The following is a 26,639-nucleotide window of genomic DNA, read 5'->3' on the forward strand; positions in this document are numbered from 1 at the left end:
TATTTAAGTTTTTCTTAAATCTTTTAATACTAGTGGCTAACTATGCTTCTCCCCCCAGTTGGGGGCTAGGGGGAAATCGGGTTAACCCTAGCCTTATCTGAAAGCGACCAGGTGTTTAAGCAAAAACAAAACTAGCGCTTGTGAGGGTATTTGTCTGGATTCCAGTTAGGGTTGCGAAGGTCACACCATTAAGGGAAATATTGTTCCCCGAGAAGGTAAGGTCGTCGAAGCCAACTAAATCCCCCTGGGCTGCAATCCCAATCACATCCGTACCAGGCGTGAAATCAGTAATCGTGTTGGCAGAGGTCAATAGAGTGGGACTATCCGTCAGCATCCAGAATTGGTCGGCCCCTGCTCCACCAGCGAGGACGTTCCCGCCTCCTGTTTGCACCCAGAACTGATCATTGCCGTCGCCACCGATGGCCCGACCGTTGCTTCCCAGGAAAAATTGATCATCGCCCGCACCCCCCGATAGACGATAACCAGAAGCATCCGTCGCATCTAGAATGTCATTCCCCGAATCACCAAACAGACGATCGCCATTGCTGGCATAGGCCACATCCTTACCACTACCGAGACTAATACGATTGTCGCGACGAGAAGCACCCCCACTAGGGACATCTACCTCATCGTCACCTGCCCCAGTAAAGACGGTGTCTTTGACACCGACAAAATCGAGCTTAGCAATCAAATCATCCGCACCTGGGGTGCCCACGACAAGCTCCCCGTCAGAAGTGGTGTTGAAACGAATCCCCCCTGGATTGTTTAATCCACCTACGCCACTCGCAATAAAGACTCCTCCGTTTATGGGTTCTCCTTGAGAATCATAGTGAACAATTTGACTGCCAGCAAAATCACTGACATACAAATTGCCTTGAGTATCGAATATCATGCGAGAAGCAGAATTCAATCCACCATTGTTAGAAGGCTCAACAAAGAAATCCAACGGTGCTCCAGTTTGTCCATTGTATTGGCTGATTCCAATCGGACTACCATCTACACTTACAAACGTGGCATTCAAGAATAAACTAGCGTCGGGAGTAAAGACTGAACCAGAAGGGATTGCTGGTGCAAACTCAGGTGAGATAAATTGCTCAAGCGAATCTGTATCAAGATCATAGCGAATAATGCTATTGTCATTGAGTACACTACTGATGTATAGATTGCCATCGGGTCCAAAATTCAATCCGGCGGCAATTAGATCTTTTCCGGTAAAAGGGTTTATCGTCGCAATTGTCTTGATATAGGCTCCGGTAGTGCCATTGAATATCTGAACTCCACCACCCCCTAATCCACTGATATAAAGATTGCCATCAGGGCCAAAAAGCAAGTCCTCGGGAAAATTTAGACCGTGGGCTGTTAACGATGTCCCGGAGATAAATTCCCCTAAAAAGTCTCCGGTTGCGGCATCAAATTTGAGAATACGTCCATAAAGACTATCGGCAGGGTTACTAACCCCTTGAGTGACTTGGTATCCTTGGTCGTTAGCATAAAGAATACCATCTTTAAAGGTGATGCCTGAGGAAAGGAATATCCCATCTTGATTTGCGTTTCCTTTTGGCACAAAATCATCGATAAACTCTCCGGTCAAGCCATCATACTCAAGGATGCTAGAGTAATAAACTCCTGGCTCAAAGTTGGGAGCCACAGAAGCAATATCACCATTAGCATCCAACGTAATGTTGACCACAGGGCCAGTGGCAAAAGTATTGTTAACACTACTGACGTACAGAGAGAAGTCAGTGAGAATAGAGCCAATATCAACAGTTACGATCTCAGAAGCCAGGTTGGTATCATTGTGTTCACCCAAAACGACCCCACTGGGAATCTTCAAGGAAACATCATTGTTGCCGTTGGGAGTTACCTTGACCCGGTAGGTATTACCGTCAATAGCAAACAAATCGCTAACGGTGCCATTCGTGACCACGATGTCATCCAAGGTAAAACCTGTCACATTTTCTGCAAATTCAATAGCGACGCTAAAGAATGAGTCGGGACTACTCACTTCCGGTGCTCCCTTTATTTCGACAGAAAAACCTTGATCAATAAAGACCAAACTACCAGGAAAAACTAATCCTCCTCCTTCTGAGACTGAATCACTAATAAAAGTCCCCACTAAACTTCCAGGACTGCTTCCTTCTGGCCCCTGGTATTCAAGGATTTTATTGTTAATAAAATCAGACACAAACAGGGAATCTACCCCATTCTTGTCGGGGTCTAAAATGTTAACGCGAGAACTAATCCCTAATTCTCCGCCCGCGTTGCTAACGTAGGTATTGGTAATTAAATTACCAGCGGTATCATATTGAGCGACGGTACTGGGGGGTAAACCCGGAAATGGGATATTCTGGCCGGAAAAGGTTCCGTTATAGAGATTGCCAGCCTCATCAAAAGCAATTCCCGAAGGAATGGGTTGGGCTGAACTTTGGGAAATAAACTCCTTGACCTGATTTGTGGCAGGATCATATTCCAGGATAGAGTTATCGCTGAAAACCGCTCCAATGTAGAGTTTCCCGTTAGGAGAAAAGTGTAGAACCGCCGCCGATAAAGGCACCGTACCATCGGGATTGCTCACCGCTACAGGGTTACTCGGTGTCAAGGCCTTCTGAATATGAAATAATTCTTCTCCTGTTGCCAAATCATAACGTTTCACTCCGTCGCCCGTTAAGCTAGTAATGTAAATGCTATATTTTCCATTGCCATCATAACCAATAGCAATTTCTTCGGGAACATCCACGCTTTGCCCTGGCTCCAGGAAGTAGCCCTTAAAATTGCCATTTAAATCAAACTTTTTGATGCTGTTATTACCAATGTCACCGATGTAGAGTAAGTTATCTGGGCCTAGCGCCATTCCCCCACCAACACTTAGATTGGACTCTCCTACTCCAGCAGAAATTAAAACCTTATCAAAAGTACCATCAGCTTTATATTCCAATACCCGACTGACTCCCAATTGATGAATCCGCTTAAATCCTAGCTCATCGTAACCATTGGTTCCTGCTTGAGTGGGTTGGTAATCGACAATAGGTGTACCTATACTCATAACCAAAAAAGTAGGACTTTCTTTGACAGGATTAGGAGGATTGGCAACCAACAAGCCATCATTTCTAAAAAAGCCAAAATCAGGACTTGGAGGAATCAGTAGTTCCTCAATTTCACCTGTTGATATATTAATTTCAACAACGTTAGCAGTATTGTAGCCCGTTACTAAAAAAGAAGTCTGGTCAGGTGTAATTTCGATTCCTGTAGGGCCATCAAATATTGAAGACTGGTTAGTATAATCTCCAAAAACCCCTAAATACTGACCGCCGGATCCATAGCGTAATATTTTGTTATTATCAAGGCTGGTGACATACCAGCTTCCATCCGGGCCCTCAATTAAATCTCCTGGTCCATCTAGACCGGTATTTAATGTTGCAAAGGGAGTAATAGTTTCTGACTGTAATTGGTAACGATAAACAGTGTCATGGAGCCTAGTAGCAATATACAGATTGCCATCAGAACCAAAGGCTAGTCCAATTGGCAGAGCTGCTTTTGTCGCCGTTCCTTGATAAGGCAGACCTTCTTGATTTCGCTTGGCAATAAAATCGGGAATAGTTCCTTCAAAATTAACATTACTAGCACCATCATAAGGAATTAAAATGGTTTTGATCAATGCTCCTGTTAAACCATCAAAAACCAAAATACTATCTTGGATGTCAAAATTAATAATAGGTTGTCCTAGTTGACTAATGCCTATCTTTGATTCGAAATTGCTGACATACAAATTCCCGTCTGGCCCCAAAACCATGCCAGTAGCTGTCCCCAGATCTACCCCAAAATCATTACTAGCTGCATCATAGAAAACTTTTTGAGAAACAAGTTCTCCTAAATATTCACCCGTAACAGGATTGAATTTTAAGATATTAGCTCCTACGACTGTGGCAACATAGAGATTGCCATCGTTACCAATTACTAAACCATCGGGGCCAGGAATGCCACCCTCTGGCCCGTTGACAGTACTCAACAACTTGCCATCAGACGAAACAATTTTAATTGAACTATCCGAAGGGCTACTAAGGTAGATATTGTAGGGTTCACTAGTCATGGTAAATTAATCCTGTTCGATGTGAATTAAGATAGTATAGCTAATACAAAATAAACTAAAGACTAGGCCTGGAGGAGGCGGGGAGCGAATTCCTCCCCAAAAAACTTCCGAGGATGCCTGAAAAGGGTCTGATGGAACGAGAGAATAGGGTTTTCATGCACTGTTCCTCTGCGCAGAATAAATACCTTAAAAATATATTTTGATCGATGGCTAGGGGGAAATCGGGTTAACCCTAGCCTTATCTGAAAGCGACCAGGTGTTTAAGCAAAAACAAAACTAGCGCTTGTGAGGGTATTTGTCTGGATTCCAGTTAGGGTTGCGAAGGTCACACCATTAAGGGAAATATTGTTCCCCGAGAAGGTAAGGTCGTCGAAGCCAACTAAATCCCCCTGGGCTGCAATCCCAATCACATCCGTACCAGGCGTGAAATCAGTAATCGTGTTGGCAGAGGTCAATAGAGTGGGACTATCCGTCAGCATCCAGAATTGGTCGGCCCCTGCTCCACCAGCGAGGACGTTCCCGCCTCCTGTTTGCACCCAGAACTGATCATTGCCGTCGCCACCGATGGCCCGACCGTTGCTTCCCAGGAAAAATTGATCATCGCCCGCACCCCCCGATAGACGATAACCAGAAGCATCCGTCGCATCTAGAATGTCATTCCCCGAATCACCAAACAGACGATCGCCATTGCTGGCATAGGCCACATCCTTACCACTACCGAGACTAATACGATTGTCGCGACGAGAAGCACCCCCACTAGGGACATCTACCTCATCGTCACCTGCCCCAGTAAAGACGGTGTCTTTGACACCGACAAAATCGAGCTTAGCAATCAAATCATCCGCACCTGGGGTGCCCACGACAAGCTCCCCGTCAGAAGTGGTGTTGAAACGAATCCCCCCTGGATTGTTTAATCCACCTACGCCACTCGCAATAAAGACTCCTCCGTTTATGGGTTCTCCTTGAGAATCATAGTGAACAATTTGACTGCCAGCAAAATCACTGACATACAAATTGCCTTGAGTATCGAATATCATGCGAGAAGCAGAATTCAATCCACCATTGTTAGAAGGCTCAACAAAGAAATCCAACGGTGCTCCAGTTTGTCCATTGTATTGGCTGATTCCAATCGGACTACCATCTACACTTACAAACGTGGCATTCAAGAATAAACTAGCGTCGGGAGTAAAGACTGAACCAGAAGGAATTGCTGGTGCAAACTCAGGTGAGATAAATTGCTCAAGCGAATCTGTATCAAGATCATAGCGAATAATGCTATTGTCATTGAGTACACTACTGATGTATAGATTGCCATCGGGTCCAAAATTCAATCCGGCAGCAATTAGATCTTTTCCGGTAAAAGGGTTTTCCGTCGCGATTGTCTTGATATAGGCTCCAGTAGTGCCATTGAAGATTTGGACTCCACCGCCCCCTAATCCACTGATATAAAGATTGCCATCGGGGCCAAAAAGCAAGTCCTCGGGAAAATTCAGACCGTGGGCTGTTAACGATGTCCCGGAGATAAATTCCCCTAAAAAGTCTCCGGTTGCGGCATCAAATTTGAGAATACGTCCATAAAGACTATCGGCAGGGTTACTAACCCCTTGAGTGACTTGGTATCCTTGGTCGTTAGCATAAAGAATACCATCTTTAAAGGTGATGCCTGAGGAAAGGAATATCCCATCTTGATTTGCGTTTCCTTTTGGCACAAAATCATCGATAAACTCTCCGGTCAAGCCATCATACTCAAGGATGCTAGAGTAATAAACTCCTGGCTCAAAGTTGGGAGCCACAGAAGCAATATCACCATTAGCATCCAACGTAATGTTGACCACAGGGCCAGTGGCAAAAGTATTGTTAACACTACTGACGTACAGAGAGAAGTCAGTGAGAATAGAACCAATATCAACAGTCACGCTCTCAGATGTCATTTTTACTCCTAAACCTTAAATAAGCCTAGCTAGTGCAAAAAGTTAATCCTAACTTAAAGTTATTATTACTGCAATAGCTTGTTTACATTTGTTGATTTTTTTCAGTAAGTCAATAATGGTGTTTGTTGCAAATATTGGGGGTGTTCTGCTTGATTAAGGATAAAATGAGCCACATCCGCTCTTGATATATTGCCGACCTTAATTCCTGTTAAATCAGTTAAAACTCGATATTTTCCTGTAACAAGACCATTGGTTAAAAATCCTGGTCGGACGATAATCCAATTAACATCACTTTTTTTAATTATCTCCTCGGAACGGTCTTTATCTTCATAGATGGTTTTGAGTAGCAACGGTTGAAGTAACTTATCGTACAAAAAACCACCATGACCTTTACTATCTCCTGCCCCAATACCAGTTACAGAGATAAAGAGATTGATTCCTGTTTTTTTCATAGCAGTTAAAATATTTTTTGTTCCTTCAGAAAAAATAGTGACGGGTTTTCTCGTGGGACCAATTCCAATACAAGAACAAACGACATCTTGTCCTTCCATTGCAGTATTTAAAGAGTTTTGATCTCGAATATCTCCCTTGACTATTTTTAGTCGCTCATTGGTTAATGATATTTGCTCTGGATTTCTGGCCAAAGCCGTTACTATGTGGCCTTGTTGAATAGCTGCCTCGAGCAATTTTAAGCCAATTCCCCTTGAAGCACCGATAATAAGAATTTTCATTTTTCCCTCTAGTGTTAATTACAAAGCTTAGCAATATTTTTGAGGTTGGCTAATAAATATTTTAGCTACTGTACCCTTTCTCCGACTCCGAGATGATAGTGGGACAGTTGACGAAGAAAATGAAAGCAGGGACAGCCTAGGAAAATCCAGGAAATTTTTCAAGAAGGAAACTTCAGAAAGTCTATTAATATAATCTAGACGGACTATCTACTCTAAGCATCGCAACATCTACCAAATTCACTAAAAAGCACATTCTACCTGTGCTCCTTTATGGACGACGACAAAGTTCAACTTTCTTTACATGTCGTCAACCAATTGATTAATTCGTTAATCGATTGTCTTTGGGCTAATTATCTTTTCTTAATTGTTTTGATGAGAATAATGATTTATCATCTATTGCCCCCTAATTGTTTTTTTGTTAGACAAGCCTAAGTGAGTTGTCAGACGGTCATGTCATCGGTTGTCTTACAGGCCAGAGGTGTGCAATATTTTGATAAATCTCTTATAATTTCGGACAAGTTTTAAGATAGTAGGAGCCCGTCAATGAGTTCAGAAAATGCACCGATAGAAACCCTGACCAATATCCAAGTGGTTCAGCAACTGTATGCCGCCCTGGGTAAAGGAGATATTCCTACGGTCTTGAGCCTGTTAGCCGAGGACGTGGTATGGGAAATGCCTCATCCCCGTGAGTTGGTTCCTTTTGGGGGCATCTGGAAAGGCGTAGAAGAAGTCAAGCAATTTTTTATTACCACCCACAATTCCGCCCAGTTTAAGCAAACGCAACTCCAAGACTATATTGCTCAAGCGGATAAGGTCGTCGTTGTTGGTCATAATAAGGTTGTGGCTAAGCCCACGGGCAAAGAGTACGAAAATGATTTCGTCGCGGTGTGGACCGTCCAAGATGGAAAAATTAAGGAAATGCGTGACTTTATGGATACAGTCCAGGCAGTGGCGGCTTTTCAACCAAATGCCTAGCGCCTTGTCCATTGACTTTTCTATTTCTTCAAAAAGTTAAGAGTTATGTCTGAACTGCCTTCTTTGACCGTTGCGGGTGATCTATCTCGGATTCATCAGGTAATTACAAGGGCTTTGCAAGTGGCAATCCAACAATGTCAGTTCTTCGAGACCAAGACATTAACTACGGATGGCGGTGGCCTGCAATGCTACATCACTGCGTTGTTGCAGTTGCTAGATTCTCACCACCAGATAGAGGATGATCTGATCTTTCCCTACTTTCAGCAAAAAATACCCACTTTACCTGTAGCAGAAATGGAGAGACAGCATCAAGCCCTTGTTCCCCTTTTGGAAAGGTTAGCGGGTCTTCTTCCTACGTTTGACCAGTCCCCTACTGCAACGATACCTTGGACTACTATTGCTGAAACCTTAATAGAGATTGAAGCACTATGGGAACCTCACTATCAATTAGAAGAAGCCCATTTGAATGAGGGCAATATCAGTCAAGTGATTGACTCCGCTGAACAGGAAAGACTTTGTCATCTATATGCGGAAGCCAGTAAGCATCACATTACTGCAGATTATCTAGTGTTGCCTTTTATACTCTACAATTTGCCTCTTCCGGAGCGACAAGTCATGGCCCAGGCTTTTCCTCCCCAGGTTACAGAGAAGCTTATTCCGGGAGAATGGTACTCGCAATGGCAAGTCATGTCTCCTTATCTATTAACTTAACCCATTAAGAGGTTTTCTATGCTCCTCATTTCAGAGGATTTCAATACCCATGAAGCAAGTCTCCGCCGTCTGGTTTCCCAGTTTGCTGATGCCGTCAATCGTCGCGATGCCGACTTATTCAAAACCCTCTGGCTAGAGGAGGGGGTTTGGGAAATTAAGCCCCCCATTGCTGTGATGGTGACTGGCCAGAACAATATTGTCGACATCTTTAGTAATCTATTGGCTCGATGGGATTTTTTTGTACAAATGATTCACAGTGGAGTAGTTAGCATCGCGGGAGAACAGGCTCAGGCCCGCTGGTGCATGGAAGAAATTGGCAGAAGTCATGATGGCCAGGGCTTTCACAACTATGGCTACTACGAAGATCAATTCGTACTTCGAGAGGGACGTTGGTATTTTGCCCGTCGTACCTATCATTTTTACTATCTAGAAGAACCCCAGCTGACGGGAACTACCTTTTCCCTAGCGGCCTCTAAGGCCCTAACCGAACTTACTTAAGCAACGTGATGGGGGAAAGTATGACAAGCTTTAAAAGTCCTTTTTTGTACTACCAGCTGTCACTTTCTCCCATCAAAATGACCTGGATATGGACGGAGCCTTTCCGACTCCCGTGCCGAGCCATGGGTCTCGGTGGACTCCTGTTGGTAATGGTGGTCACTCCAGTCTTCGGCGAGGCCTCTCTACTCCCTCTACAGGAGCAGGAGCCAACTATTCCTGTTGTATTGTCTTCTGACTCTTCTGAACTACCTAGGGAGACTTCTCCTGAAGTGATGCCATCTAATGTGATGGCGCAGGTCAATAATGTGTTTGAGTTGCGGGAAGTGACGCCTCAGGATTGGGCCTTTGAAGCCCTAAATGTGTTGGCACATAAATATCAATGCCTTCCCAGGGGCCTAGAGGCATTCTCCTCAGGGAATCATTCCCTCTCCCGCACCGAATTTGCCCTCAGCCTCCGGACATGTCTCCATTATTTAGAGCAGAGGTTTAGTCAAAATAGTCAGGAATCCCCATTATTGAGCTCGGAATTGTTAGCCCTGCAGCGTTTACAGGCAGATTTCAAGTCAGAATTACAGGCCTTGGAACAGAATCGTGAGCAGACGATAGCGAGCGTCGGGGAATTAGCCCAGCGAATTCAGCACCTGGAGGAGCAATCCTTTAGTCCGACTACAAAATTGTTTGGTCTGGTGCGTTTTTCTAATCAATTCTTTCTGTCAGGACAGGGAGAAACCGAGGCAACTATGCAACAGTCAACCTATTTAGCTCTCACAACTAGCTTTACGGGCCAGGATTTACTAACGACTTCTTTTTCCGCAACTAATACTAAAATTCCTGAGCTAGATTCGTTTAACAACGGTAATTTTGTTGGTTCCACTCGGGAAGGTTCACTCCTCACCGCCGGGGCTGGCAATACTAATAACTCCCTACTACTGACTGGATTGACCTATCAATTTCCAGTTACGAATAATTTATTTGTGACCTTAAAGGGATTTTCGTTTTTTAATTTTTCCGAAGTACTTATTCCGAATTTTTTACCTTATTATAATGTCGGAGATGGCCCTGTTTCCACCTTTGCCCAAGCCCCTCCTATCTTTCGTATTGGTTCTGGCTCTGGTATCACATTAAGCTATAGTTTCAATGATAGTCTTTCCCTAGATTTAACTTACCATGCTACTTACGGTGGCGATCCTAGTCTTCAGAAAGGATTATTTAATGGGGACTATATTACAGCTGCTCAACTAGTTTATAATCCTGAACAAAGTTTATTTATAGAATTTGTTTATGCTAATAGCTATTTTAACGCTGGTAATTTTGGCTTTGATAATGGCTTAGCAGATTTTAATTTTAATGGTTTTGTCGGTACAGCCTTAGCTAATCGCTTTGATCAAGCTGGGGTTTTATTTGATGAATCCTCTGCTGTTTCCAGTAATGCCTATATGCTTCTAGCTTATTATGCATTGTCTCCTAAATTATTAATTGGAGGCACAATTAATAAATTTGATAATCGTTTAATTGGCAAGGGTGATGCCGATCTCTGGACTTACTGGTTTGCGGTTACTATGCCCGATCTTTTTAAAGAAGGAAATATGGGAGGCTTAGTCATTGGTATGGAGCCTACCTTGACTATGTTGAATAGCACAATTCCCTTCCAAGCTTTTCGACGAGATACATCCTTGCATTTAGAAGTCTATTATCGCATTCAGATCAATGACAACTTATCCATCACGCCTGCTTTGATTTGGATTACAGCCCCTAACCAAGATAACAGTAATCCTGATATCATTACCGGCGCTATTCGCACAAGTTTTAAGTTTTAATGCCAGGATATCATTCATGTCTACAAGCCTAATACCTAATTTAACGGCTATTTATCCTCGAGAGGTAGCTTACTTACCAAGAAGACTGTTGTTCGTGTGAATAACATCGCTTTCTCCCTAGGGAAGTCTGTTAAATAGTATTATAAAAAGCAAGGCTTACCTTGATTTTAGGTATTCACGCTAACACTTGTTAGCTTTTTCCAAGTATGGCTGATTTGCTTGGTTCTGAGATAGTCACGGACGGACTAAGCCTTGCCAATCAAGGATCTCAGTCAAGTAAGCTGTATCATCCTCAACCTAAACAGCTATAACTATATTTCTAAGGAGTTAGCCGGTGATTCTGTGTGAGAGCCATCTTAGCAAATCTTGACAATTCTTTAGCTTTTTTAATCACCAATTCTTGGGAATCGGACTAATATGGGGGCAACTATGTAGAGATTACTGATCTCAGGTATAGTCAATCAACTAAACAGGTAATTTTGTCTACCAGAGAAGCCTTTATGTCAGAAGAAAAATCGCCTCAACGTCAGACTTGTGAGACCTTATTTGGTTCTATGCTCAAACAGGATTGGGCAACCTTTGAGACCTGCTTGGATGATGATATTTTTTATCGAGTGGGTTCCGGATCGCCGGTGCAAGGGAAGCAATCGGTTATGGATTTCCTAAAGTCTCTGTATACGCAAGTAACCATGCAACCCCCAGATGTCCGTCAGGTTTTAGATATGCCAGAGAAAGATCAAGTCATTTTTGAATTTGAGGCCCACTACCTTCGTTTGTCGGATAACAAAATTGTTAATTTTGCTTGTACCGATGTCTTACGAATGAATGGGGATAAAATCAAAGAATGGCGTGTTTATGTTGACATGTCTCCTCTCTATCAAGACTAAATAAGTCTTGTTGATTTTAAGAGGGATAATTTAGTAATTCTAGATTCTCCTTGTGATTGCTTTTTACCCTCTTTTTTGATTTTTTGAGTATCTGCGAGACTAAATCTATTTAGGTTTCTCGCAATTATAAATGCTACATCATTCTGTCAGTTTAACTAGATGACAACATGAAGAAACGCAGTAATTACTATAGGGAGTTATCAGCTGACTATTCGCGGCCTGGCTTGGTTGACCCTGAGAAAGCAAAACTGCTGATTCAAGAAGCAGAGAGAATCATTAGCTTAAAAGAGCCTGTTCTACCGACTCTAGATACCAGCTATACCTTACAGCAGATCGAGCAAGAAAATAAGGAGTGGTGGCCAACTCATTGCGAAGCTCTACGTCAAGGTCGGGGAGATATTTTGACTGGAGAATATAGAGATGACTTGATCTATCTCTGCCAAGATGGTCCTTACTTTGGTTTAAATGAACAAAGAGAACGAGAAAAACATTGGTGGGCATTAATAGCTCAGCCGGGTGTTACCATGTGCTGGCCGATTGTCATGTTTTCTGGGGAACACACCTTTTTTGAATGGAAGTGTATTGACACAGAAACAAATGAAACATTAGCGAAAGGTAATGTTACTTGGGTTCGTCGAGGTCATCGTGGAGCTTGTTATCTCAAGACAGAGCAGTTAACTTTCTATCGTGATGTTTTTGCACCACAAGAACTTCTCGGCTTGATTACTGTTTGCTAGACCCTCGCAGTATAGGATATTCACTTATTGATTTGATAGACGGTCTAGAGTCGGATTCTTATTAATGTGTTTGGATTACTCACCTCTCAACTTACTCACATCTTTACCTATGGAGAATGGTGATGACGACAGTTAACTACGCAACGCGTGACCGTTTAGGGGAAGTTGCATTTTACGTCTTACTTTGGAAAAAGAAAGGCATTGATTTGGCCCTTTTTGATGATTACTGGAAAGATGTACATGGTCCTGTCTGTGCCCGCTTACCAGGTCAATATCAATACTGGCAGTACCATGTAGCTCACAACGATGGTGGAATTTGGCCTCTACCAGGGGATGTTCTTAATGCGGCTTCAGATCTAGAACAATTTGACGGCATTGCCGAATTAACATTCCAGTCTGTAGCAGAACGCCAAGCCTGGTTTCAGTCCGCAGGGATTTTGATGGCTGACGAATACAACATCTTCAGTAAAGCCATCGGGTACAATACGAGCCCTGGTAACTCCATTACTTACGTTGATCAGGTTCTTGACGGCGCCCCCAATGGCCCCTCGGGACTCCAGAAATATCACTGTCTACTCCGTAAGGTAGATGGCGTTAGTGTCCAAGAGTTTCGTCACTTCGTACGGAATCGATTGGTGCCTGTGTTAACCCGTTCCCCCCAAGTATTGAAGTGTCGTCTTCACCTTTTCGATCAAGTTGATAACTCACGGCCAGACGCGGGGCCCGTTGCTCATTTAGAATTGCCTGAGCAACAGTACCATGGGGCTATTGAATTGGCTTTTGCCAATACCCTGCAATTAGCGTTACTCCTGGACTCTCCAGAGTATCAGGTTATTGCCCAGGATTTACCCCGGTACATCAAAAACTTTCGTCCTTTTCCTGAGCGTTCTGCCTACACTTTTGTCTATGAAGGACAACTGACCCTAGCCGGTCAACGCAGTGCTACAGTCGCCGACTTGATTACTCGAATTGGTGCAGCCAATCAACTTAAACCTGATGTCACTACCCTGATGTTGGGGCAACAGGCCTTGGCATCATCCCGCTCCTTGGGAGAAAAACTACCCGGTACCAATGCGGATGCGGTTAAACGTCTTTTTGCTCGTGGAGAGGCCTTTGACTCCCAGGGCTTTATTGACTTTTTTACCGATCACCCCGTTTATCAATTTGGTAATTTCCCCGTCTGTTTTGATAAGGCGGCGATTAAGGCCTCTGTGACGGCCTTTTTTGGAGCTGTATCGGCACTCTACCACGATATTAAAATGCTCTGGGAAGTGGGGGAGGTCGTTTTTGTAGAAATGGATGTCACCTACTGGCGCTTAGATGGTTCTGAAGTAACCCTGCCCTGCGCCGATATTTTCCGGTTCGAGGGGGATAAGGTTTCAGAGTTGCGGATTTTCATGGATGCGAATCCTGTGGGAGATGCCACTATTCCAGTCTCCCCAACGGCCTCAGTGATGACCCTGAGTGATCAGCGTCGTTATCAACCGGTGGACGTGATGCGACAGTTCTTTAGCGATCATCCTGATGGGAAACAACGAGTCACTAATGGCTTTATTCCCAAATGGGCCATTGCGGGTCCCCGCTGGCCGGTTAACTTTGAAACCTTGGCTAGTGCAAACTCAGCAGGCCGTAATGGGGCTATTCTGACTAACGAGAAATTACCGGGGGCCAACGCTGACCAAGTGAAACGGCTTTTTGCTCGGGGCGAGGCCTTTGACTCTCAGGGTTTTATAGACTTTTTTACTGATCATCCTGTTTATCAATTCGGTAATTTCCCCGTCTGTTTTGATAAAGGAGCGATCAAGGCCTCTGTAACGGCTTTTTTCGGCAGTGTCAATGCTCTCTATCATGATATTAAAACCCTCTGGGAATACGGAGAGGTCGTATTCGTAGAAATGGATGTCACCTACTGGCGCAAAGATGGCTCCCAAGTGACCCTCCCTTGCTTCGATATTTGCCGCTTTGAAGGAGATAAACTTGCCGAGTTACGGATCTTTATGGATGCAAATCCGGTAGGGAATGCGTCTATTTCTGTTGCCGATACAGCTTCGGTCATGGTGTTGCGCGATCAACAAAAGTTTCCATCCACTGACCTGATGCGAGTCTTTTTCCGTGAACACCCCGATGGCAAAGAGCGGGTAGCTACCGGCTTTTTACCTAAATGGGCTATTGCTGGCCCTCAATGGTCGATCAGCTCAGATGCCATCAGCCCCAGCAGTGGCTCAGACCTAGCAGTACAAGACAAATGGGAACAACTGAAAGGCTATCTCAAAACCTTGAGAGTTGATCAATTAGCGAGCTTATTGGTTACCGATAATGCCCGTTTAACCCCATTTCAATAATGGCCCTAGCGGCCCTAATCTCTAGGGTCGCCCGCCAACGGACTCTAACTGTACATGATGACTATTCTTTTTAACCAAGACAATGAAACTAAAAGATCAAGTTGCCATTATTACCGGTGCCTCTAAGGGAATCGGAAAGGGGGTTGCCGCCGTTTTTGCCCAAGAAGGGGCTAAGGTTGTCCTAGCGGCCAATGGCCTCAAGGACGGAGAGCAGGCAGCCGCAGACATTCGGGCAGCCGGTGGAGAAGCGCTCTTTGTCCAATGCGATGTTGCCAATGAAGAGCAGGTTAAGGCTTTAGTTCAGACAACAGTAGAAGCCTTTGGTCGGCTGGATATTCTGGTGAACAATGCGGGCATCGGTACTTACAAATCCATTCTTGACGTCACTAGTGAAGAATGGGATCGTTGTTTGGCGGTTAATTTAAAGGGGGTTTTTCTTTGTTCTAAATATTCAATTCCCCATATGCAGGCAATAGGGAAAGGTTCCATCATTAACATGTCCTCAGTTCATGCCCACGCGACAGCTAATGGTGTTGCTCCCTATTGTGCCTCCAAGGGAGCAATCACGGCCCTTACTCGTAACATGGCTATTGATTATGGGCCTGTGATTCGGGTTAATTCTATTGCTCCGGGCTGGATCTGGACCCCGCTTATCGAAGACCTTTTCAATGGTTACGATGATCCCGTAGCCGTTCGCAAACAAGTGGAAGATCGTCAAGTCATGAAGCGTATAGGCACCCCCGAGGATGTGGGTTATGCCTGTGCCTTTTTAGCCAGCGAAGAAGCCTCCTTTATTACAGGAACCCAGCTCTTCGTTGACGGTGGCCTAACTGCTGTACTGGAAGAATGGTAACCAAGGGTAGAAAGTATGTATACCTATGGGCGTAAACAGGGCTGTCGTCTGAGTTTAGATTACACCTACAAAGGAATGCGGGTGGCTTTCCTCGAAAATGAGCTAATTCGCGTGGGGGTTCTGCTGGATAAAGGAGCCGATATTTTTGAGTTCACCTATAAGCCTCAGGATCTTGATTTTCTCTGGCAATCGCCCATTCCGATGCGTTCGCCCTTCGTGGCGACAAGCGCTTTAGCAGAGGGGAACTTCCACGATTATTATTACGGAGGATGGCAGGAGGTTTTACCCTCGGCCGGCTGGGCTTCCGAGGCCTATAAAAGCTCTCACCAAGGGCTCCACGGCGAAGTCGCTCTACTCCCCTTTGAAGCCTACATTGTTGAGGATAGTCCAGAGCAAATCGTACTCAAAACTCACGTACGCCTATATCGTTCTCCTCTACGGTTGGAACGGTATATGACCCTCAAACGAGGCCAATCAGCCTTATTTTTACGGGAACGCCTAGAAAATGATGCTCCAGTGGATTTTGCAATTATGTGGGGCCATCATCCCGCCCTAGGAGAACCATTTCTAGATGATAGTTGCTGGGTACAAACCCCTGCTAGCAAAATCGAGGTAATGGATTTCCACACTAATGGACTTTGGGAAACGGGCCTTGAATTTGACTACCCCTTGGCCCAAAATCGGCGTACCGGCCAACTGGAAAACATTGCCCAGGTTCGTTCTCCAGCGATTAAATCCGTTGATGTAGTTTTTCTCAAGGAATTGAGTGAAGGCTGGTATGGTATTACCAATCAACGGCAAAAAGTTGGGTTTGGCATGGCCTGGGATCACCAACTCTTTAAGTATCTCTGGATGTGGCAAAACTACGGGGGCAATGATGATTATCCCTGGTACGGTCGAGCTTACACCTGTGCATTAGAACCCTTTACCAGTTATCCGCCGGCAGGAGTCACAACGGCCATTAAAAATGGTTCAGCCCTGCTCATGCAACCTGGTCAAGTCATTGAGACTGATTTGGTTGCAGTCGCCTATGGTGGCGAAGGAGTCAAGCGAATTGGACGTGATGGTCACGTGGAGCAATAGTTCACCGTGAGCGGCTGGCGCTAAATTCTAAGACTTTAGACAGTAAGTTTAATTTTTAAGGAGACCATTCATGACAATAACGAGCAAAGGCAAGATTGGTGTTCTCATTGAAGAGCACTTCGATGGTACCGAATTCCGCCGTTTTAATGAATATTTCCCCCAACAGGGATATGAAGTCGAATATCTCTCCCACCTTTGGGGAAATCCAGAACTGCGTTTTGGCTCGAATCCCGAAAACGATCAGATTGAGTATCACGTCACCGTCAAGACTGAAGTCAATAACGTTACACCGGGTGACTATAAAGGAATTATTTGTATCGGGGCCTATGCAATGGATCGCCTACGTTACCAAGTCAATGTCAGTAAAGGCCAGAAAAACCAGGCCCCTGCTGTTGTGTTTCTCCGAAATGCGATGGCCACTGAAGGGGTTAAATTAGGAACAATTTGCCATAGCTTATGGCTATTTTGTGCTGACCCCGATCTGCTCAAAAATCGAAAAGTGACCTGCGCCCACAATATTATCTGTGATGTGGAAAATGCCGGTGCAGAGATTGTTTATGAAGGAGAGGCAACGGCCGATTTGGTAGTTGATGGAAATTTAATCACCGGAAAACATCCTGGCATGGTCGATCAATTTATGGAAGTTTTTGTCAGGGAAATTGAACAGACTTAACGATATGAGTCTGGTGTATCTTCTACAATTTTTCATAATTTCCCCTACGCTTTCGTTCACTTACCCAATAGATAGGTTCTCCTATGGCAACATCTGTGAATTTCTCCTTTTCTGATTTACTCGCTGGTTATGTGACGGCCTTTGATACAGCGAGCGACACCTTTGGGTTAAAAACCTCCGATGGTAGAGAGTTTAAAGTTAAGCTCTCCCCCATGGCCTACGCCAAGCTGATCCAAAACTTCGACGAAGGCTATCCTGATGCTACGGGCAGTATGCGTTCGATGCTGTTGCCTGGCCGCTATCTTTTTGCCTATGGTGTTTTTTATCCTGATAGCGACCTGTTTGATGCGAAGCAGATCGTCTTTGCTGGGCGCAAACAAAATGAATACGTTTTTGAAAAACAGGACTGGTGGGTTAAACAAGTCAATGCTCTTGGTAAATTCTATATCAAGGCCCAATTTGGCGAAGGGGACTATGACTACCGTCGTTACCGCACCACCTTAAATCTTTCCGGCCTGCAATCCACTACTAACTACCGGCAGGAAACTGATACAATTTCCCGCTTAGTTTACGGATTTGCCACAGCGTTTATGATGACCGGCAATGATAGTTTCCTGAAGGCCGCTGAACGCGGCACGGAGTACCTACGGGAACATATGCGCTTTGTGGATTTAGATGAAGGCATTGTTTATTGGTATCACGGCATTGATGTTCAAGGAGAGCGGGAGACCAAAATCTTTGCATCAGAATTTGGGGATGACTACTATGCCATTCCGGCCTATGAGCAAATTTATGCTCTAGCAGGCCCCATTCAAACCTATCGCTGTACTGGTGATCCCCGCATTATGGAGGACACCGAAAAAACGATCAAACTCTTTAATGATTTCTTCCTCGACAAAAGCGAGTACGGGGGCTATTTTTCCCATCTCGATCCCCTAAGTCTTGATCCTCGCAGTGATGCTCTGGGGGCCAACAAGGCCAAGAAGAACTGGAACTCTGTGGGAGACCACGCCCCTGCCTATCTGATTAACCTCTGGTTAGCCACGGGTAAACAGGAATATGCGGATATGTTGGAATATACCTTCGATACCATCGAAAAGTATTTCCCCGACTATGACCATAGCCCCTTTGTACAGGAACGCTTCTATGAAGATTGGTCCCACGATACCACCTGGGGTTGGCAGCAGAACCGGGCCGTTGTGGGTCATAACCTAAAAATTTCCTGGAACCTGATGCGGATGCAGAGTCTGAAGGCAAAAGATAAGTACGTGGCCTTGGCCCAGAAAATTGCAGACCTTATGCCCGGTGTGGGTAGTGACCAACAGCGGGGTGGTTGGTACGATGTCGTGGAGCGTCTTTTAGCCGAAGGAGAGCAACAGTATCGCTTTGTCTGGCATGATCGCAAGGCTTGGTGGCAACAAGAGCAGTCCATTTTGGCTTACTTAATCCTGACGGGACTACTGAATAATTCAGAATATCACCGCCTGGCCCGAGAAGCGGCGGCCTTCTACAATGCCTGGTTCCTTGATTTAGAGGATGGCGGCATCTACTTCAACGTTTTAGCCAACGGCATCCCCTACCTGGCAGGGGGGAACGAACGGGGCAAGGGCAGTCACTCCATGAGTGGTTATCACTCCTTTGAGTTGTGCTACCTCGCGGCAGTTTACACCAATTTGTTAATTACCAAACAGCCGATGGACTTCTACTTTAAGCCCATTCCGGGTGGCTTCCCCGATAATATTTTGCGGGTTTCTCCCGATATTCTGCCGCCGGGGAGTGTCAAGATCGGCAGTTGTGAAATCGATGGGGAACCCTACAGCAATTTCGATGCCCAGGCCTTGACCGTTACGTTGCCCAAAACCCACGAACGCTTAAAGGTCAAAGTGCAGATTGTGCCAGCCTAGTTTTGCTGACTCCAATCAATCCCAGGGGGCCTTTGGCACCGGTTCCCTTTTTATCCCCCTATCCAGAGTAATCATGGAGATTAACCTCAAAACTGTTGAAGATGTTAAGATAGCTGTTTTGGTTGGTGACGTCGATGCCAGTACAGCCCCCACGGTCACCGAACAGATTCTTCCTTTAGTGGAGTCCCACGGCAAAATTTTGCTCGATATGACGGGAGTGGCCTATATGTCGAGTGCGGGACTGCGGATGCTGCTCTCGCTCTACCGTCAAGCCGCCGCCCAAGAGAGCCAACTGGTCTTAATCGGCCTCTCCGAAGATGTCAAAGATACGATGTCTGTGACGGGTTTTCTTGATTTTTTTCAAATTAGTGACACCGTGGAAGCCGGCCTAGCCTCGTTGACTTAGTCTGCAAATCCTTTGACTCGTAGGCAATGACTATGACAATGCAACGCATTGATATCCATCCCACTCACACCTACAACCAGTTTAAATTACGTTGTGGGAAACCCTTTCCCTTCGGAGCTACCCTGGTTCCAGGAGGAGTTAATTTCTCAATTTTTTCGAGCTATGCCACTGCTTGTACTCTGGTGTTATTTGAGAAGCACGCCAAGGCCCCCCTCGTTGAGATCCCTTTTCCGGACGAATTTCGGATTGGTAACGTCTACTGCATGACAGTTTTTGATCTTGACTATGAAAGTTTGGAATACGGCTACCGTATGGATGGCCCGAATAATTTTCAAGAGGGTCAATGGTTTGATTCTAGTAAAATCTTAATGGATCCCTATGCCAAGAATATTGGAGGACGGGACGTCTGGGGTGTTCATCCCGACTGGAATGATATTTACCATCACCGGGCCCGCATTGCCTTTGATGATTTTGACTGGGAGGATGACCGACCGCTGGAAATTCCACCGGAAGATCAGATCATCTACGAAATGCATGTACGGAGTTTCACCCAAGATCCTTCCTCTGGGGTTAAGGAAAAATACCGTGGCACCTTCGCAGGGATCCGTGAAAAAATTCCCTACCTGAAGGCCCTGGGGGTTAATGCCATTGAGTTAATGCCCATCTACGAATTTGATGAGTTTGAGAATAGTCGTCCGAATCCAGAAACGGGGGAATTATTACTCAACTACTGGGGCTATAGTACCGTTGGCTTTTTTGCGCCGAAGGCCGGTTACGCGGCTACCGGGAAATTCGGTATGCAGGTCGATGAGTTTAAAGCCTTAGTTAAGGAACTTCATAAAAATGGCATTGAAGTGATTCTGGATGTGGTCTTTAACCACACCGCCGAAGGCAATGAGCATGGCCCCACCATTTCCTTCCGGGGAATCGACAATAAAACCTACTATATGCTCACCCCTGAGGGCTATTACTTTAACTTTAGTGGCACCGGAAATACCCTCAATTGCAATAATCCAATTGTGCGGGGGATGGTACTGGATTGCTTACGCTACTGGGCGGCAGAATACCACATTGATGGGTTTCGGTTTGACTTGGCAGCGATTTTGGGCCGAGATCCCTCGGGCGCTCCCCTCGCCAATCCTCCCCTTCTGGAAAGCTTGGCCTTTGATCCGATTCTGGCAAAATGTAAACTGATCGCCGAGGCCTGGGATGCAGGCGGCCTCTATCAAGTGGGGTCATTCCCCGCCTACGGTCGTTGGGCTGAATGGAATGGGAAGTATCGGGATAGCCTGCGCAAATTCCTGAAAGGAGACGGTAATGTGGGGGACGTGGCCCAACGTCTCCAAGGTTCACCAGACCTCTACGCCCCTACCGGCCGGGCCCCGGCTACCTCCATCAACTTCATTACCTGTCACGATGGTTTCACCCTGATGGACTTGGTGTCCTACAACCATAAACACAATGAGGCTAACGGGGAAAATAACAACGACGGCAGTAATGACAATGACAGTTGGAATTGTGGCTGGGAAGGGTCGACGGATGACCCGGGGATTAACCGTCTTCGTCAGCGGCAAATTAAAAATGCCCTGGCCCTGCTGATGGTTAGTCAAGGTGTTCCCATGCTGTTGATGGGCGATGAAATGGGTCGCACTAAGTTAGGCAATAATAATACCTACTGTCACGATAATGCACTGAACTGGTTAGACTGGACGCTGGTAGAACGCCAGGCAAGTTTACTCCAGTTTTGTCAGCACTTGATTGCTTTTCGTCAGGCCCATCCGGTGTTACGCAATCCTGCCCATTTTCAGAATCGTGACTATGTTGGCAGTGGTTATCCTGATATTAGTTGGCATGGAACGAAGGCCTGGTATGTGGATTGGTCCTCTGCTCATATTTTGGCCTTTATGCTCTGTGGAAAACATGCTAAACAGGGACAAGTTACCGATGACTATCTCTACATTGGCATGAATCTCCACTGGCAGGCCCACGGCTTTGAGCTACCCCAGCTTCCGTCAGGAATGCAATGGCATGTTTTTGCCAACACCGGTGTTGAGCCGCCGGCCGACAGTTGTCATCCAGGCCAAGAGACCGTTCTAGAAGACCAAGCATCGATTTTACTGGGAGAACGCTCGGTCGTAATTCTTGTCGGCAGATAAATTCCCTCTTCATTTTGTTTACCCAAAGAGAAAACTACTATGGCTTTTGATGCAACCTTAACGATTACCAACGACCTTGGCACCATCACTCTAGTTGGTGAATTGGATGCGAGTACGGCTCCGCTTTTCCAAGAAAAAGTGAAGGAAGCTGCTACCTACGACCTCAAAAAACTCGTGTTACGGATGGAGGAGCTTGACTACATGGCCAGTGCCGGTCTGCGGGTTTTGATCTTCTCCAAGCAGCAAATGGGCACAGGCGTCACGATTTTTGTGGTTGGCCCCCAGGAAATGGTCAAAGATACTCTAGAGAAAACCGGCTTTCACCATAGTGTGGTCATGCTAGAGCAGTACGATTCGGAACAAATCGCTAACTACTGAGGTTGAAGTAATTACTGGAGTACAGGGTTTTGAGGAAGATTGAATGAATGAACCCGGGCCTTCCCATGAAGCGTTATTGGCGGAAATCTCTCAGCTAAAGCAGGAGGTTGCTGACCTTCGCCAAGAGAATGCCTTCATCAGAACTCAAAAACAACTGGTCGAGAATATTGTTTTCATGACCCGTGCTTCTTTGGAGGACGAGACTCGCCCGGACCATTCCAAGACGCACCACTTAATTGAGAATCTGATTAGAGCCGTCTATCAATCCTCTGAAGAAAGTGGTGTCCAGTCTTCCTTACAAAATGTACTCCATGCGACGGTAGAGCTAGCCAACGCCGATAAGGGGAGCTTATTCTTGTTGGATAATCAGGGCCAGGTCATTCATAGCATTCTCACTCGTGATGAATCGCGTCAATCGACGAGTTCTGAAGAACGCCGGCAACTGGTTCAGAGTATTTTTGATCAAGGTCTAGCTGGCTGGGTATATCAACATCAGCAAGTCGGTCTTATCCTTGACACCGAACAGGATAGCCGCTGGCTGACCCTACCGGATCAGCCTTACACAGTGCGCTCGGCCCTGGCAGTTCCGATTCTTCGAGGACAGAAAATCCTGGCGATTATTACCCTCCTGCATTCTCAACCCAGGCATTTTAATGAAGCGGTTGCCAATCTCCTGGAAATTATGGCCAATCAAATTGCCCTGAGCTTAGAAATGTTTGCCCTCAAGCGAGCCTTTCAACGGGAGCAGTCCGCCTCGGCCATGCAACGACAACTCTTAGAAAACCTGGTAGAACGGGGACAATGTTCCCGCGAAACTGAAATTCTAAAAACGACTCTGCAAAAAACAGTTGATCTTTCTGCGGAACTCACTGACGCAGAAACCAGCAGTCTTTTTTTATTAGACGGCAATGGCAAAGTGGTGGATGCCATTTTGTCCCGTCGAGAGGTTACCGCCCAACAACGGGCCAGTCTGATCGGAACTGTTTTGGATCGAGGCTTAGCGGGTTGGGTGATTCGTCATCAACAAATTGGTCTGATTACCGATACCGAGCAGGACGAACGCTGGCTCACCTTACCCGACCAACCCTACGCCGTCCGTTCGGCCTTCGCCATTCCCATCTTGCATGCCAATCAGCTTTTAGGCATTCTCACTCTGCTCCATTCCCAGCCGCGTCACTTTAGCTCGGAAGTGGTGGATCAGATGAAAATGACTGCAGATCAGATTGCCCTTGTCCTTGAAAATGCTCGGCTTTACTCCAAGTTAGATCAATATTCCAAGGCCCTGGATGCAGAACTCAAAAAAGGGCGACAAATTCAGATTGATTTTTTACCCTATCAACTCTGTAGCCCTCCCAACTGGGATATTGCCGCTTGTTTTTATCCAGCGAAACAGGTGGCTGGAGACTTTTATGATTGTTTTTACCTCGATGACGGAGAACATATTGGTCTAGTGATTGCCGATGTCTGTGATAAAGGCGTCGGAGCGGCCCTATTTATGGCCCTGTTTCGTAGTTTAATTCGTATTTTTTCCAGCCAATCTAACCTACGAGGGGATGTATCCCGTCTGATAGAGGAAGAAACGCCCTCCCAGGGCTGGTTGGGCAGTCCGAAGGCGAACCATGTCCATTGGAATGCCCTCCAAGCCGTCAAACTTACGAATGATTACGTGGCATTGATTCATCCTAATTTATGCATGTTTGCCACCCTCTTTTTCGGAATCCTGGATCCCCAGAGCGGCTTGTTGACTTACATCAATGGTGGCCATGAACCCTTATTTATTCTGGATCGAGACGGCATCAAGGCCACCTTGCAACCCACGAGTCCGGCGGTAGGCATGATGCCCAATACTCAATTTTCTCTAGAGCAAGTCATTTTAGAACCGGGTGATATCTTGCTGGGCTATACCGATGGTGTCCCTGAGGGAAAAAATGAAGCGGGGGAGCAGTTTAGAATGCAACGATTATTGCCTCTCTTGACGCCCGCTCCGGAGTCTGCAGCAGAACTGCTAGACCGTATAAAAAATGAGCTTTTTCATTACATGGGTCAAGCCCCCCAATTTGATGACATCACAATGTTGGCGGTACGCCGCTATCTCACTTAGTTTATTAAGGTCACTTCTCTATGGAACGATTAACTGTACCAGGAACCCTCACTTCCCTTCGTGAGATCGCCAACTATGTCATGACAGCAGCTAGCCAAGCTGGCCTGGATAAGAAAGCCGCCTATAAACTCCGCCTCGCCGTGGATGAAGTTGCAACCAATATTATTTTGCATGGTTATCAAGAAGCCGGCTTGGAAGGTGATTTAAGCATAGAAGCTGGTTTAGACCCCAAAAAACTAACGCTGGTGATTGAAGATCAGGCCCTGCCCTACGACCCCACTCAACATCAACTTCCTAGCGAACAGGATCTTACTCAATCCTTAAATGAACGGACTGAAGGTGGTCTGGGAATTTATTTAGTACTGGAGGGGGTAGATAAGTTTTTATACGAAAGATCAGGAAATTTGAATCGCAATATTTTTATCATGAATATACCAGTGGCTTAAGTTTTTTTGCACTAAATCACTTGACATATAGGACACTATTCCATGAATATCGCTTCTTCTCCCCCAGCTCAGGTAATGACCATCTCTAGTGAATCGGAATTTGAGTTCTTATTTACACGGTCTATTGAATTTCGTCAAGAGACGATTTATTTTATAATTGTTGATCGTTTTAATGATGGAGATCCCCGAAACAATCCAGGTGCTAATCCAAATCTTTTTGATTCCACAAGACAAAAATGGGGTAAATACTGGGGAGGAGATCTCCAGGGAATTATTGATAAATTGGATTATTTAAAAGGAATGGGAGTGACTGCCCTCTGGCTTTCTCCCCTATTTGAGCAAGTAGAGGAAATGCAGTTTGAAAGTGCGGCCATGCATGGTTACTGGACAAAAGATTTTAAACGAATCAACCCTCGTTTTCTGGATCCTGATGAAGAGAATTCTCTGTTAAAAAGTACGGTCTTTAACCAATTGATTGAAGAAATGCATCGGCGGGGCATGAAATTAATCTTGGATATTGTTTGTAACCATAGTAGTCCTGATGTCAACGGACATAAGGGAGAACTCTACGATGATGGTGTCTTAATTGCTGATTTTTATAATGATAGGAACCATTGGTATCATCATAATCCTGAAATTACTGATTGGGAAGATGAGTGGCAATTACTTTATGGAGAAATGGCTGGTCTGGCAACTTTTAATGAAAGTAATATTGATTACCGCAACTATATTAAATCCGCCATTAAGCTCTGGCTAGACCGTGGCGTCGATGCCTTAAGGATTGATACGGTCAAGCATATGCCTATCTGGTTTTGGCAGGAATTTATGACCGACATTCAAACTCATAAGCCTTCGGTTTTTGCCTTTGGAGAATGGGGGTTTAGTAAGCCATGGGATAAAGGTTCAGTCAATTTTGCTAATTATTCTGGAATGTCAATCCTAGACTTTGGTCTTTGTGAAGCCGTTCGAGGGGCCTTGGCCAAGGGAGATCCCCAAGGGTTTCAATTAGTCCAAAATATCTTCGACTTAGATCATTTATATAATCGAGCGACAGAGTTGATTACCTTTGTCGATAACCATGATATGCCTCGTTTTCAAAGCCTAAATTCCGATCCGGATTTATTGCGTTTGGCGGTGGGGCTGATCATGACCTCTCGGGGCATTCCCTGTATTTATTACGGTACGGAACAATATCTCCATAACGATACCAATGGTGGTAACGATCCCTATAACCGCCCCATGATGGAGCGTTGGGATACAAATTCTCCTCTTTATCAAGCTTTGCAACTCTTTTCTAAACTACGACGCGTTAATCCTGCCGTCTCTCTGGGGAGTCAATTACAAAAATATGTCTCTCCAGATGTCTATTGTTATACGCGGTGCTATCGAGATTATCGTTGTTTTGTAGCAATGAATCGAGGTTCCTACACCACCATTGATCTTCTGCATACAGATTTAGAGGATGGTGAGTATTCTTGTATGTTGACCCGTCGTCAATTTCAAGTTAACAATGGCCAATTGCACGGTCTTACCCTACATCCGAAGGAAATGATTGTCTTAAGTTATTTAGGCGATCGAGTGAAGGGTCAAACCATTGTCCGAGTGGAATTAAATGGCCTGACAACCCAGCTAGGGGAAACAGTAGTGGTAACGGGAGACTGCCCTGAATTAGGTAATTGGGATATTAGCCGTGCCTATGCACTGGAATACATTAGTGGCAACCTCTGGTTTGGCGAAATCCCCTTTAATGAAAGTGCCGGCAAGGCCATTGCTTACAAGTATGCTTTAGTCCGCTCTGGGGGCCAGTTGTCCCCGGCCTATGACCATTATCCCCGCTACGAAAGCACGGTATGCCGCCGCTGGATTCTAGCGAAGCAGGGAACTGTGAAGTGGAATGATCGCTGGTTCTCCCTTTAGGCCATG

20 protein-coding genes are annotated in these 26,639 nt (G+C 45.4%); 17 read left to right on the forward strand and 3 right to left on the reverse strand.

Annotated features, from left to right (window positions below):
- Window positions 1–115: 115 nt before the first annotated feature.
- The 3 genes from ABXS88_RS03870 to ABXS88_RS03880 all read right to left on the reverse strand — a co-directional run bounded on the left by ABXS88_RS03870 (window position 116) and on the right by ABXS88_RS03880 (window position 6,749).
- Window positions 116–4,087, reverse strand: coding sequence for an Ig-like domain-containing protein (locus tag ABXS88_RS03870; protein ID WP_353673875.1), 3,972 nt, complete (start codon window positions 4,085–4,087; stop codon window positions 116–118).
- A gap of 260 nt (window positions 4,088–4,347) precedes the next feature.
- Entirely contained in the window at window positions 4,348–6,018 is a 1,671-nt protein-coding gene (locus ABXS88_RS03875; RefSeq protein ID WP_353673876.1) for a hypothetical protein, read from the reverse strand.
- Between the two features lie 101 nt (window positions 6,019–6,119).
- Window positions 6,120–6,749, reverse strand: a complete 630-nt coding sequence (locus tag ABXS88_RS03880; RefSeq protein ID WP_353673877.1) for an SDR family oxidoreductase — start codon at window positions 6,747–6,749, stop codon at window positions 6,120–6,122.
- A 543-nt stretch (window positions 6,750–7,292) separates the two neighbouring features.
- Between ABXS88_RS03880 and ABXS88_RS03885 the strand changes: the two genes are divergently transcribed.
- The 17 genes from ABXS88_RS03885 to ABXS88_RS03965 all read left to right on the forward strand — a co-directional run bounded on the left by ABXS88_RS03885 (window position 7,293) and on the right by ABXS88_RS03965 (window position 26,633).
- Entirely contained in the window at window positions 7,293–7,724 is a 432-nt protein-coding gene (locus ABXS88_RS03885) for a nuclear transport factor 2 family protein (RefSeq protein ID WP_353673878.1), read from the forward strand.
- 45 nt (window positions 7,725–7,769) lie between these two features.
- The gene (locus ABXS88_RS03890; RefSeq protein WP_353673879.1) at window positions 7,770–8,435 is read left to right on the forward strand and encodes a hemerythrin domain-containing protein; all 666 of its coding nucleotides are present in this window, start codon (window positions 7,770–7,772) and stop codon (window positions 8,433–8,435) included.
- An 18-nt stretch (window positions 8,436–8,453) separates the two neighbouring features.
- Window positions 8,454–8,933, forward strand: a complete 480-nt coding sequence (locus ABXS88_RS03895) for a nuclear transport factor 2 family protein (protein ID WP_353673880.1) — start codon at window positions 8,454–8,456, stop codon at window positions 8,931–8,933.
- Between the two features lie 122 nt (window positions 8,934–9,055).
- Window positions 9,056–10,750 (forward strand): iron uptake porin, encoded by a 1,695-nt coding sequence (locus ABXS88_RS03900; protein WP_353673881.1) that lies wholly within the window; start codon window positions 9,056–9,058, stop codon window positions 10,748–10,750.
- A 500-nt stretch (window positions 10,751–11,250) separates the two neighbouring features.
- Window positions 11,251–11,637, forward strand: a complete 387-nt coding sequence (locus ABXS88_RS03905) for a nuclear transport factor 2 family protein (protein WP_353673882.1) — start codon at window positions 11,251–11,253, stop codon at window positions 11,635–11,637.
- 167 nt (window positions 11,638–11,804) lie between these two features.
- A complete protein-coding gene (locus ABXS88_RS03910; RefSeq protein ID WP_353673883.1) occupies window positions 11,805–12,374 on the forward strand; it encodes a hypothetical protein in 570 nt (189 codons plus the stop codon).
- A 122-nt stretch (window positions 12,375–12,496) separates the two neighbouring features.
- A complete protein-coding gene (locus ABXS88_RS03915) occupies window positions 12,497–14,716 on the forward strand; it encodes a nuclear transport factor 2 family protein (protein WP_353673884.1) in 2,220 nt (739 codons plus the stop codon).
- An 82-nt stretch (window positions 14,717–14,798) separates the two neighbouring features.
- Window positions 14,799–15,569 carry an SDR family NAD(P)-dependent oxidoreductase gene (locus ABXS88_RS03920; protein WP_353673885.1) on the forward strand — a complete coding sequence of 257 codons (771 nt, stop codon included), beginning with the start codon at window positions 14,799–14,801 and terminating at the stop codon, window positions 15,567–15,569.
- Window positions 15,570–15,584: 15 nt separating this feature from the next.
- The gene (locus ABXS88_RS03925) at window positions 15,585–16,652 is read left to right on the forward strand and encodes an aldose 1-epimerase (protein WP_353673886.1); all 1,068 of its coding nucleotides are present in this window, start codon (window positions 15,585–15,587) and stop codon (window positions 16,650–16,652) included.
- 70 nt (window positions 16,653–16,722) lie between these two features.
- A complete protein-coding gene (locus ABXS88_RS03930; protein WP_353673887.1) occupies window positions 16,723–17,325 on the forward strand; it encodes a DJ-1/PfpI family protein in 603 nt (200 codons plus the stop codon).
- An 83-nt stretch (window positions 17,326–17,408) separates the two neighbouring features.
- A complete protein-coding gene (locus ABXS88_RS03935) occupies window positions 17,409–19,229 on the forward strand; it encodes an AGE family epimerase/isomerase (protein WP_353673888.1) in 1,821 nt (606 codons plus the stop codon).
- Between the two features lie 73 nt (window positions 19,230–19,302).
- Window positions 19,303–19,635 carry an STAS domain-containing protein gene (locus ABXS88_RS03940; protein WP_353673889.1) on the forward strand — a complete coding sequence of 111 codons (333 nt, stop codon included), beginning with the start codon at window positions 19,303–19,305 and terminating at the stop codon, window positions 19,633–19,635.
- 32 nt (window positions 19,636–19,667) lie between these two features.
- Window positions 19,668–21,791: a glycogen debranching protein GlgX gene (gene glgX, locus ABXS88_RS03945; RefSeq protein ID WP_353673890.1), complete on the forward strand. Its 2,124-nt coding sequence runs from the start codon at window positions 19,668–19,670 to the stop codon at window positions 21,789–21,791.
- Between the two features lie 39 nt (window positions 21,792–21,830).
- Window positions 21,831–22,169, forward strand: coding sequence for an anti-sigma factor antagonist (locus ABXS88_RS03950; protein ID WP_353673891.1), 339 nt, complete (start codon window positions 21,831–21,833; stop codon window positions 22,167–22,169).
- 43 nt (window positions 22,170–22,212) lie between these two features.
- Entirely contained in the window at window positions 22,213–24,270 is a 2,058-nt protein-coding gene (locus tag ABXS88_RS03955; protein WP_353673892.1) for a SpoIIE family protein phosphatase, read from the forward strand.
- Window positions 24,271–24,290: 20 nt separating this feature from the next.
- A complete protein-coding gene (locus ABXS88_RS03960) occupies window positions 24,291–24,716 on the forward strand; it encodes an ATP-binding protein (protein WP_353673893.1) in 426 nt (141 codons plus the stop codon).
- A 42-nt stretch (window positions 24,717–24,758) separates the two neighbouring features.
- A complete protein-coding gene (locus ABXS88_RS03965; protein WP_353673894.1) occupies window positions 24,759–26,633 on the forward strand; it encodes an alpha-amylase family glycosyl hydrolase in 1,875 nt (624 codons plus the stop codon).
- The last annotated feature ends 6 nt before the right edge of the window (window positions 26,634–26,639 follow it).

It is taken from the genome of Synechocystis sp. LKSZ1, assembly GCF_040436315.1.
GTDB lineage: Bacteria > Cyanobacteriota > Cyanobacteriia > Cyanobacteriales > Microcystaceae > Synechocystis.

Excerpts from the sequence above, each read along its gene's own strand:
- ABXS88_RS03875 (WP_353673876.1), bottom strand. The coding sequence starts at position 6,018 with ATGACATCTGAGAGCGTGACTGTTGATATTGGTTCTATTCTCACTGAC.
- ABXS88_RS03920 (WP_353673885.1), top strand. The coding sequence starts at position 14,799 with ATGAAACTAAAAGATCAAGTTGCCATTATTACCGGTGCCTCTAAGGGA.
- ABXS88_RS03935 (WP_353673888.1), top strand. The coding sequence starts at position 17,409 with ATGGCAACATCTGTGAATTTCTCCTTTTCTGATTTACTCGCTGGTTAT.
- ABXS88_RS03940 (WP_353673889.1), top strand. The coding sequence starts at position 19,303 with ATGGAGATTAACCTCAAAACTGTTGAAGATGTTAAGATAGCTGTTTTG.
- ABXS88_RS03965 (WP_353673894.1), top strand. The coding sequence starts at position 24,759 with ATGAATATCGCTTCTTCTCCCCCAGCTCAGGTAATGACCATCTCTAGT.
- ABXS88_RS03880 (WP_353673877.1), bottom strand. The coding sequence starts at position 6,749 with ATGAAAATTCTTATTATCGGTGCTTCAAGGGGAATTGGCTTAAAATTG.
- ABXS88_RS03905 (WP_353673882.1), top strand. The coding sequence starts at position 11,251 with ATGTCAGAAGAAAAATCGCCTCAACGTCAGACTTGTGAGACCTTATTT.
- ABXS88_RS03895 (WP_353673880.1), top strand. The coding sequence starts at position 8,454 with ATGCTCCTCATTTCAGAGGATTTCAATACCCATGAAGCAAGTCTCCGC.
- ABXS88_RS03885 (WP_353673878.1), top strand. The coding sequence starts at position 7,293 with ATGAGTTCAGAAAATGCACCGATAGAAACCCTGACCAATATCCAAGTG.
- glgX (WP_353673890.1), top strand. The coding sequence starts at position 19,668 with ATGACAATGCAACGCATTGATATCCATCCCACTCACACCTACAACCAG.
- ABXS88_RS03870 (WP_353673875.1), bottom strand. The coding sequence starts at position 4,087 with ATGACTAGTGAACCCTACAATATCTACCTTAGTAGCCCTTCGGATAGT.
- ABXS88_RS03910 (WP_353673883.1), top strand. The coding sequence starts at position 11,805 with ATGAAGAAACGCAGTAATTACTATAGGGAGTTATCAGCTGACTATTCG.
- ABXS88_RS03950 (WP_353673891.1), top strand. The coding sequence starts at position 21,831 with ATGGCTTTTGATGCAACCTTAACGATTACCAACGACCTTGGCACCATC.
- ABXS88_RS03930 (WP_353673887.1), top strand. The coding sequence starts at position 16,723 with ATGACAATAACGAGCAAAGGCAAGATTGGTGTTCTCATTGAAGAGCAC.
- ABXS88_RS03925 (WP_353673886.1), top strand. The coding sequence starts at position 15,585 with ATGTATACCTATGGGCGTAAACAGGGCTGTCGTCTGAGTTTAGATTAC.
- ABXS88_RS03890 (WP_353673879.1), top strand. The coding sequence starts at position 7,770 with ATGTCTGAACTGCCTTCTTTGACCGTTGCGGGTGATCTATCTCGGATT.
- ABXS88_RS03955 (WP_353673892.1), top strand. The coding sequence starts at position 22,213 with ATGAATGAACCCGGGCCTTCCCATGAAGCGTTATTGGCGGAAATCTCT.
- ABXS88_RS03900 (WP_353673881.1), top strand. The coding sequence starts at position 9,056 with ATGGGTCTCGGTGGACTCCTGTTGGTAATGGTGGTCACTCCAGTCTTC.
- ABXS88_RS03915 (WP_353673884.1), top strand. The coding sequence starts at position 12,497 with ATGACGACAGTTAACTACGCAACGCGTGACCGTTTAGGGGAAGTTGCA.
- ABXS88_RS03960 (WP_353673893.1), top strand. The coding sequence starts at position 24,291 with ATGGAACGATTAACTGTACCAGGAACCCTCACTTCCCTTCGTGAGATC.